A 9,433-nucleotide genomic window follows, 5' to 3' on the forward strand; every position below is an offset into this window, starting at 1 on the left:
TAGCAGAGAAACAACAGAAAATGCTTAAAGCAGCATAAAGGTAGTTTGATATATGCTTGAAAGTGAATTTACACACAAATATGGACTTGACCATAAAATCGCTGTAGCCATTGAAAACACTATGCTATGGCAATCAAAAAGTGTTACTTTTGTTACTAAAGTGTTACTTTTGACGAAAAAACACCCGGAATACTTGCAAACACAGGCACTCTGGGTTTTTTGGTGGAAAAAATCGCACATTTGCAATTACCTGGCTTCTTTCTTAGAATTTATATATAGCAATTGTACTCCATATATGGATAGAAACAGGAGGTGGGTACGATGTTCGATAAGAAGATAAAGATGAACGTAACAGACGATGAGAGCCAGCTCATACTCTTCAGTCTGGTTGAACTAAGGAACAGTCTCATAAAAGAAGGCAGATATACTGATGCCGTGGATGATCTCATACTGAAACTGTTCAGCTGATCATCTACCGAAAATGCGACAATAAAATACCATACACACATAATTACATTGCCTCGCGGGATCCGCGGGGCAATCTCAGTTTTTGGACCGGTACGGCCGGAGGAAGGTATGGTAGAAGAATGAAAACAACAGAAGATACGATGTGAGTCATAGTAACAGGCGTAGAAAGAGAAGAGGATGAGGGTGTGTGCCCTGTGCTTCTCGGAATAGCAGAGCATGTAGCGGAAGACTTCGCTATGTGCGTAGAAAGCGAGGATCTGGAATTTGAGAAGGCGCTGATATATGTCGATGCGCTTGATACGTTGTCATCAAATGAGAGAAACGAGACGGCATTCGAAATGCTGCAGGGCATCTTAAGAAAGTCAGGTTGGACAGATACAGCCAGGGAAATGAAGCTGGTGGACGCATGCGCGGAAGTATATGACGGTGCTTACTGTGATTTCATGAACGGACTGCTTGACTCAGATGATGTGGATATGTTTCTGACGGAGATCACACTTAGGGAGGCATTCAAGAAGGAAAAAGAAACTATGGAAAGAAGGTTGCTTCTAAATTAGGAGATGGGAAAGACGGTAAGACAATGGAAACAGCTGAAACGAGGCTTCTCACTAAAGTGGCAAGCGATACTGCGGATAGCATAAGGAGCGTACGCGCTGTGCATCCTTCAGGATATATATGCTATGAATTCAAAGATGATCTGAATCTGCTTTGTGATTCAGAGGACGCAGTTACCGCGGTGTCGGTACTGTATATGTTCCTCGTACTCACCCGCAGTCAGACATCGAATATCATAGACGCTCTGATTCTGAGAAAGGGACGGGAAGAGGCATTCATGAAGATCCTCCTGCCACACCTCAACAATAACGGGATCTGATATGAATATTCAAAGCCTGCCAAAGCGCAGGCATACATCTATTCTGTTCAAATGCGAAGCAGGACGGATGAATACTAAAGACAGGAGGTAAACCAGATGAAACAGGCAGAAGTAATAGCTATATGCAACCAGAAGGGTGGCGTAGGCAAGACCACCACGGCCGTTAACCTTGGAGCAGGTCTTGCAAGAAGTGGCAAAAGAGTGCTTTTAGTTGACGCTGATCCGCAGGCCGATATGAGTGCTGCTCTCGGCTGGAGGCAGACAGACTCGCTTGAGGAGTCCATAGTATCCGTACTTACAAAGGTAAGGAACGATATGAGCTTCGATCCGGCTGAGGGCATACTCCATCACAGTGAAGGCATGGATGTGCTGCCGTCGAACATCGAGCTCTCTCAGTTCGAGCTTAACCTTGTAGGTGCTATGAGCAGAGAGAACATCATGAAGAACTATCTCAGGCAGGTGAAAGGCGGGTATGATTACGTCATAATCGACTGCATGCCGTCTCTGGGTATGCTGACTCTGAACGCACTCACTGCGGCGGACAAGGTCATAATACCGGTCCAGGCTCAGTATCTTCCGACAAAAGGCATGGCGCAGCTTGTAGATACCATAGCAAAAGTCAAACGGCAGCTCAATCCGGACCTTAAGATCGGCGGCGTGCTCATGACCCTTGTGGACAGCAGGACGATTCTTGCGAAGGAATCGATGGACGCAGTCAGAGCGAGATGCGGCAAAGACATCAGAGTGTACGATGCGGTCATCCCCGTAGGGGTAAAGGCGGCGGAGGCCAGCGGACAGGGAGAAAGCATCTATTCATATGATGCGGAGAGCAAACCGGCAAAGGCGTATGCATATCTCACGAGGGAGGTGATGAGAGATGGCGAAAAAGAGAAGACCGATAGACTTCGGGATAGCGAATCCAGATGATCTTTTCTCCACTCAGGAAGAGAGAGACGAAGCCAAGCTGAAGAAGATATATGAAGTGTCTCTCGATGAGATAGACCCGTTCCCAGAGCATCCCTTCAAGGTGAAGGATGACGAGGATATGATGAATCTCGTGGAAAGCGTAAAGGCAAACGGGATAATCACTCCTGCTACTCTCAGAAAAAAGGAAGACGGCAGATATGAAATAATATCGGGCCACAGAAGGAAGAGAGCCTGCGAACTTGCGGGGCTCACTACGCTTCGTTCAGAGATAGTGGATATGACAAGAGATGAGGCTACCATATTCATGGTGGAATCGAATTTTCAGAGGACCACAATACTTCCTAGCGAGAAAGCCTTTGCATATAAGATGAGGCTGGAGGCAATGAAGAGACAGGCCGGAAGACTTTCTAAAGAAAATGTGTCGCCAGTGGCGACAGATTTAAGAGGTAAAAGATCCGATGAAATGCTAGGAGAAATGATTGGCGAAGGAAAAGACAATGTTAGACGATATATTCGCCTGACGGAACTAAACCCAGCTCTCCTCGATATGGTCGATGACGGGCAGATAGCCCTGAGGCCTGCTGTGGAACTGTCATATCTTCCGAAGGAGCAGCAGAAAGATCTTTGCGAGAGCATAGAGATGGAGCAGTGCACGCCGACCCACGCTCAGGCTATAAGAATGAGAAAGATGTCGGAAGCAGGTAAACTGACGCCGGAAGCAATAGAAGCGATAATGCTCGAGGAGAAGCCTAACCAGAAGGAGAGGATTGTGCTTAGGGGCGACAGGTTCGGGAAGTTGTTCCCAAAGGATCTTCCTGTGTCTAAGAGAGAGGACTTTGTGGCTGCGGCTATGGAGTATTACGGAAAGTACCTCAGCAGGAAAGACCGAGAGAACGAGAGGTAAGTGTGCGAATAGGGATGGTTGCAGAAGGATTACCTTTGACCGTTCTTCCCCACACCCCAACTTCACGTAACTACTAGCAGTTTACTTACGGAAAAAGAATAAGATTAGCTTAAATACATAGGAATCCTAAAATTAAATATGAGGTACTGCTAACGGAATTGGCGGTGCCTCATATTTCTATAGCAAGTTGAAGTGAAAATTGCAAAAATGCGAGTGCAAAGTTTTTCTATAAAGTAGGCTTTATATGATTGTTTGAAATTAGGTGGCTGAATTCATCTATAATTATACTCTATTCTAAATCAAAAGAATGTATAAACTCTTTTGTAATATGAGATAATTCTCTGCCCTTGAGCCACAATAGAGTTGTTCGTGTTTCTAATGATAGCTCGTTTATTTCATTACATGCCATATTTGATTTTGAAATAAGACATATAGCAGGCTTTGGAACAATACCTACGCCCATTCTAGTTTCTGCCAAGGAAATTATGGTTCTAACATCATCACACTCACACAGTATTTTAGGTTTAAATCCGGCTTTCTTACAAGAACTGACTATCATAAGCTTAAACCTTCGATCGATTATAAGCGGAACATCAGCAAGATTAGAAAGGGATAAGGATTGGTTATTTGCTTTAAATAGATTATTACCATTGGCTATAGCCATCATTGGGTCGTTTGGCAAACTAATCGATTCAAATATTTCGGAATTAAATGGAGTCCTAACTATGCCGACGTCAATTATGCCATTGGTCAGCATATCTAGTATTCGGTATGTATCGCCTTCTCGTATTTGAAAATTTAAATTTGGATATCTATCATGAAAAGAGTATAACAATCTTGGCAAAAGCACACCACCGGATGATGGTACAGTGCCTACGGATAGTACTCCTAAAAATTCGGTATTATATTTTTTGAGTTCATTTGTAGTGGTCTCTACTAAATGTAGGATTTGTTCAGCACGATATTGTAAAAGTTCGCCAGCACCAGTAATGTGTAATTTCTTAGTGGTTCTTTCTATTAGTTTAACATCAAGTTCATCTTCGAGCATTCTTAGTTGATGGCTTAGAGGAGGCTGAGCTATGTGTAACCTTTTAGCAGCTTTGGTAATATTACCTTCTTCAATGATTGCAAGAAAATATTTTAGTTGTTTAATATCCAATAGTATAAATTGCATGGTATATTTTAGTCAATTCACACATGCTCCCCTTCCTAATTTATTTATATTTTTATAGTATGTATAATATACGTTTATAATATTTAACATATATATTATACAATGTTATAATGGCATTGTAAACCAAAATTCCTAGGAGCATGGCATAAGGCGTAAATTAAATTACACTATGAATAGAAATAGGATAGGGAGGTAAAATGAATCATTTTAATGGAAAAAATATAGGTATATTAGGTGGCATGGGGCCGCTAGCAACTGAAGGCTCATTTCATAAGAGTATTGCTCTTACCAATGCCAAAAGTGATAAGGAGCACATATATTGATTAAGAAATATAGTATGGTATATAAACTTAAGGGGGACATTAAAAATGTATAAAATGAGTTTTCAACGAGAAGAAATAGAAAAGGTATATGGAAAAATTAGCCCGTTTGAGCTAAAGGATAAACTAATAAATCTTGCAGAGGATTCAAATATAAATGGTACACGATCATTGCTTGATGCGGGAAGGGGGAATCCTAATTGGATAGCGGCAGCTCCGAGGGAAGCTTTTTTTACATTTGGACAATTTGCAATTTCAGAGAGTAGACGGATTTGGAATGAAGATGATTTGGCAGGAATGCCAGAAAAGGAAGGAATTGCTCAGCGATATAATAAATATGTGGAAGTTAATTATAATGCTCCGGGGATAGAATTATTGAATCAAATAATCAATTATGGCATAACCGTAAAGGGGTTTTCACCGGATGAATGGATATATGAACTTACTGATGGTATTATCGGAGACAATTATCCTATGCCTGGAAGGATGTTAAAACATGTTGAGAGTGTGGTAAATGATTATCTAATGCAAGAATTATGTTACAACACGTCACTGGAGGGAGTATTTAATACTTTTGCAGTAGAAGGAGCTACAGCGGGGATGTGCTATGTATTTGATTCACTCATTGCGAATAACATGCTTTCAAAAGGTGATAGAATAGCTATTATGACGCCGGTGTTTACACCGTATCTTGAGATACCAAATTTGCCACGCTATAGTTTTGATGTGGTGTATATTTCCGCGAACGAATTGGACGAGCATGGTAATAGAACTTGGCAGTATACAAGTTCGGATATAAAGAAACTAAAGGATGATTCGATAAAAGCTTTATTTTTGGTTAATCCAAGCAATCCACCATCGGTTGCTATGAAAGAAGAGTCTGTTAAAATCTTGAAAAAGGTCGTTAACGAATATAATCCTGACCTAATGATTATATCAGATGATGTGTATAGTACATTTGTTGATGGGTTTAGATCTTTAATGGCAGATTTGCCCTTTAATACTTTAGGGGTATATTCCTTTTCAAAATACTTTGGAGTTACAGGGTGGAGACTTGGTACGGTTGCACTTTACGAAAACAATGTATTTGATGAAATCTTGGGGAAGCAAGATGAGGGAAAGAAAGAAAGGGCCAGAATAAGATATTCGGGTATTTCAACTGATACAGAAAAAATTAAATTCGTTGATAGAATAGTTGCTGATAGCAGACAAGTTGCACTTAACCACACCGCAGGCCTTTCGACGCCACAGCAGGTACAAATGGCTTTTCTGGCTGTGTTTGCTATAGTGGACGAAAAAAATAAATATAAAAATCTCACAAGGAACATATGCCGGCGAAGAAAGAAACTATTATTTGATGGGCTGGGGATTGGCATTACAGAAGATAAATACAGCGCATCATATTATGCTCAGTTTGATCTTATTGAATGGGCTAGTCAAAATTATAGCGATAGATTTGCTACATACCTTAAGAACAATTATAGAACGATAGATATACTTATTAAACTTGCAGAGCAGTCTTCAATTGTACTTTTAGATGGAAATGGGTTTAATGGTCCTGAGTGGTCTGTAAGAATATCATTAGCAAATCTTTGTGACGAATCATATTCTAAAATAGGGAAGGCGTTACATAATGTTATGGATAGCTATGTTGAATTATGGAAAAATCGAAGAGATAATAATTAGGCATCAGTGATACAAGCTGCCAGAATTAAGGAATCAACAAATGAGGAAGGATTTTCTTGCCTTAATAGATCAATGACATGCCTCGGATATTTGGAGAGGAAATGGTGTTTCATATTTGAGTTAATGAAAAGAAGAACAGCTTTAACATCAACAATTTTTTCTGCGTAATATCAAAAGGAAGTATGGTTGACTGCTTTGATGGTCTCCTAATGAATTGGAGAATCGGCACATCGCCCAATGCTGATCTTGTAAACTCCATGTTGGATGACACTATAGCTAAACTCGGAGAACAGGATCATCCTGTTATTCATTCTGATCGCGGATGCCATTACAGGTGGTCGGGCTGGATAGAACGCATGGAGAAGAATGGTCTTGTAAGATCAATGTCACAAAAAGGATGCTCGCCAGATAACGCTGCATGTGAAGGTGTATTTGGAAGGATCAAAAATGAAATGTTCTACAACAGAAGCTGGGGCAATGTTACCATTGATGAATTTATGGATATATTAAACGAATATCTTCACTGGTATAATGAAACGAGAATGAAGGAAACACTAGGTTATTTGAGCCCGGTAGAATACAGGCGTTCTCTTGGATTAGCTGCATAGGCAGCCCAAGAAAATGTCCGCATCCCCCAATCTCTTCACAACCAGTCAGTTTCGTTAAATGAATGTAGTTGATAAATTATACTACAATGTATTATAATAGTTATGATATTTCTTCTAGTTATGATAAAAAGGGTAGTGAAAAATTGAAAAAAGTGGCAATATTGTATAAAAATAGGGATAACAACAGCATTATTGAATATATTAATAATACCTTGCTTTATATTTTTGGAGAGTATATAGAAATAGTACCTTATTTTGCTAACGAATTGGATAACAATGAAAAGATTGTTGCAGATGCCTGTTTGGTTATACATGAGAACATGCTGTACGGAATAAAAAATAACATTTCGAATTATTCGAAAGTAGTTATCCTCAAGAGAAGCATACGCAAGCAAGTATTGCCGGAACTTATGGCAATACCTAATAATTCGGATGTGTTCGTGGTAAATGATACCTATGATACAGAGATAGAGACGATTTATATGTTATGCGAGTTAGGGATTAATAGCATTAATTTGATTCCATATACGCAGGTGAAGAGAAGTGGAGTCAATAAAGCAGTTGAATATGTAATTACTCCTAACGAGTTGGATCTTGTGCCAAAATATGCTAAAAATATTATTAATATAGGATACAGAGAAATTGGTTTTGAGACATTGTTTTCTCTTATGAAAACTCTAGATATAGACAACGATATTATTAATAGAAATATATTAAAATACTCCATTGAATTAGTAGAACAAAGCATTCATTATCAAGAAAGTTACTATGAAGCATGCCTTCGCGTTCAATTGCTTAATTTAGTAGTTGATCAGTCTATGCTAGCTGTAGTTTTACTTGATGAATTAAATCGGGTTGTTTATTATAACCCAAAAGCATTAAGTGTTTTCAACCTTAAAAAGGATGAAATATTTACAGGGATAGACGAGGGTATAATTAATAGCGAGGAAGAATACAAAGACTATCCTATTAGAGTTAATGATGCTAATTATCTAGTAGGTAAATCAAATGTAAAACTTGTTGATGAAATAATTGGAGTTATTATTACATTACAAGACGAAAGAACACTTAGAGATATTGAGGCTACTATAAAGAGTACGATAATAAAGAAAGGACTGGTTGCAAAATATAGTTTTAACGATATTGTTTATTCATCTGATTCGATGAAAAAATGTATCACAACAGCGAAGGAAGTTGCTGCTACAGATAATACCGTTTTGATAAGTGGTGAAAGTGGTACAGGCAAGGAATTGCTTGCCCAATCAATACACAATTATTCTAAACGAAAAAGCGGCCCTTTTGTTGCGGTAAATTGTGCAGCAGTACCGGAAAGTTTAATAGAAAGTGAGTTATTTGGATATGAAGGCGGATCATTTACTGGTGCACAAAAGAACGGTAAAATAGGTTATTTTGAACAGGCCAATAATGGTACATTATTCCTTGATGAAATTGGTAGCATATCGGCAAATTTCCAGTCTGTGTTATTGAGAGTAATTCAGGAAAGACAAGTTATCAGAATTGGAAGTGATAAAGTGGTCGATATAGATGTTAGAATTATAGTGGCAACGAATTCTAAACTATCTGAAGAGGTTTTAAAAGGGAGTTTTAGGGGGGATTTATATTATAGATTAAATGTTATACCGATCACCATAGATGCTTTGAACAAAAGGAAAGAGGACATACTTCCGTTGATGGAAGCCTTTATGGGCAGAATTTATTGCAATCTTACATCTTATGAGAAAGACAGGCTGTCCGATTACAAGTGGCCTGGCAATGTGAGAGAACTCGAGAATGCAGCTACTTATTATAAAGCATTAGGAAGATTACCAGATTATATTTTAAATTTAAATTTGTGTTATGATTCGGGCATAATTGAGTCGAACAAATTAATTGATGCGTGCTGTAAAGAAATAGGTATAGTGATTCTTAAAATAATTAAAAAGGGAACACAACCATTTCATGGGATAGGTCGTGCGGGTATTATTTCTGAACTGAGTATACAAGGCATCAATATAAGTGAAGGGAAATTAAGGGAGCAATTGCAAGAAATGCAAAATGATGGTTATATTACTGTTGAACATGGGCGAATTGGTACGAGGATAACGCAATTTGGGATAGAGTACTTAAAAACTCTCGGTATTTAAGTACCGAGAGTTTTATAGTTTTGTGAAAGGGTCAAGTCCATATTTGTGGAGAGTGTGAAGTTTTTTCTGTAAATTAGGTTTTCTATGATAATTTTAGAGTTAGGCGGCTGGACCCAATTGTCAGCCGTCTTTTAATTTGTATCAAAAAAGCAATGATATGTCAAGAACTCCCGGCCTAATGGGCGGGACTCTCGTTGCCATATTTGCTCTTTAATCTGGCAATCGGTCAGGATTGAATATTTCGCGTCATAAGCACCAGTGATACTCTTTATAGCCCCACCTGTATAGTTGATAGCCCTACTTGACATCAATACGCACATTAGCTCCA

The 9,433-nt window shown here is 39.0% G+C and carries 9 protein-coding genes and 1 pseudogene; 9 read left to right on the top strand and 1 reads right to left on the bottom strand.

What is annotated here, in order from left to right; genetic code table 11:
* The first annotated feature begins 321 nt into the window (after positions 1 to 321).
* From EV211_RS10780 to EV211_RS09980, 5 genes are all read left to right on the top strand, one after another.
* Positions 322 to 468, top strand: coding sequence for a hypothetical protein (locus EV211_RS10780; protein WP_166635441.1), 147 nt, complete (start codon positions 322 to 324; stop codon positions 466 to 468).
* Positions 469 to 662: 194 nt separating this feature from the next.
* Positions 663 to 1,025: a hypothetical protein gene (locus EV211_RS09965; protein ID WP_133529286.1), complete on the top strand. Its 363-nt coding sequence runs from the start codon at positions 663 to 665 to the stop codon at positions 1,023 to 1,025.
* Positions 1,026 to 1,048: 23 nt separating this feature from the next.
* Complete coding sequence (locus EV211_RS09970) at positions 1,049 to 1,342, top strand: hypothetical protein (RefSeq protein WP_133529287.1); 294 nt, start codon at positions 1,049 to 1,051, stop codon at positions 1,340 to 1,342.
* Between the two features lie 96 nt (positions 1,343 to 1,438).
* Positions 1,439 to 2,269: a ParA family protein gene (locus EV211_RS09975; protein ID WP_133529288.1), complete on the top strand. Its 831-nt coding sequence runs from the start codon at positions 1,439 to 1,441 to the stop codon at positions 2,267 to 2,269.
* Positions 2,220 to 3,173, top strand: coding sequence for a ParB/RepB/Spo0J family partition protein (locus tag EV211_RS09980; protein ID WP_133529289.1), 954 nt, complete (start codon positions 2,220 to 2,222; stop codon positions 3,171 to 3,173). The genes EV211_RS09975 and EV211_RS09980 overlap by 50 nt, the downstream gene beginning before the upstream one ends.
* A 289-nt stretch (positions 3,174 to 3,462) precedes the next feature.
* On the opposite strand, the gene EV211_RS09985 is transcribed toward EV211_RS09980, so the two are convergent.
* Positions 3,463 to 4,332, bottom strand: a complete 870-nt coding sequence (locus tag EV211_RS09985; protein WP_133529290.1) for a LysR family transcriptional regulator — start codon at positions 4,330 to 4,332, stop codon at positions 3,463 to 3,465.
* 212 nt (positions 4,333 to 4,544) lie between these two features.
* Here EV211_RS09985 and EV211_RS11005 point away from each other — a divergent pair, with 212 nt between their 5' ends.
* The 4 genes and pseudogenes from EV211_RS11005 (at position 4,545) to EV211_RS10000 (ending at position 9,105) form a co-directional block, all read left to right on the top strand.
* Positions 4,545 to 4,670 carry a hypothetical protein gene (locus EV211_RS11005; RefSeq protein WP_279222030.1) on the top strand — a complete coding sequence of 42 codons (126 nt, stop codon included), beginning with the start codon at positions 4,545 to 4,547 and terminating at the stop codon, positions 4,668 to 4,670.
* A 45-nt stretch (positions 4,671 to 4,715) separates the two neighbouring features.
* Complete coding sequence (gene aspD, locus EV211_RS09990; protein WP_133529291.1) at positions 4,716 to 6,353, top strand: aspartate 4-decarboxylase; 1,638 nt, start codon at positions 4,716 to 4,718, stop codon at positions 6,351 to 6,353.
* 182 nt (positions 6,354 to 6,535) lie between these two features.
* A pseudogene (locus tag EV211_RS09995) lies at positions 6,536 to 6,961 on the top strand (transposase); the annotation flags it as partial.
* Between the two features lie 68 nt (positions 6,962 to 7,029).
* Positions 7,030 to 9,105 (top strand): sigma 54-interacting transcriptional regulator, encoded by a 2,076-nt coding sequence (locus EV211_RS10000; protein ID WP_133529292.1) that lies wholly within the window; start codon positions 7,030 to 7,032, stop codon positions 9,103 to 9,105.
* Positions 9,106 to 9,433: the final 328 nt, after the last annotated feature.

The sequence above is a fragment of the Aminicella lysinilytica genome, from assembly GCF_004362975.1.
Classification (GTDB): domain Bacteria; phylum Bacillota; class Clostridia; order Peptostreptococcales; family Anaerovoracaceae; genus Aminicella; species Aminicella lysinilytica.

Coding starts and splice junctions, on each gene's coding strand:
- EV211_RS10780 (WP_166635441.1), top strand. CDS start 322: ATGTTCGATAAGAAGATAAAGATGAACGTAACAGACGATGAGAGCCAG.
- EV211_RS09970 (WP_133529287.1), top strand. CDS start 1,049: ATGGAAACAGCTGAAACGAGGCTTCTCACTAAAGTGGCAAGCGATACT.
- EV211_RS09975 (WP_133529288.1), top strand. CDS start 1,439: ATGAAACAGGCAGAAGTAATAGCTATATGCAACCAGAAGGGTGGCGTA.
- EV211_RS09980 (WP_133529289.1), top strand. CDS start 2,220: ATGGCGAAAAAGAGAAGACCGATAGACTTCGGGATAGCGAATCCAGAT.
- EV211_RS11005 (WP_279222030.1), top strand. CDS start 4,545: ATGAATCATTTTAATGGAAAAAATATAGGTATATTAGGTGGCATGGGG.
- aspD (WP_133529291.1), top strand. CDS start 4,716: ATGTATAAAATGAGTTTTCAACGAGAAGAAATAGAAAAGGTATATGGA.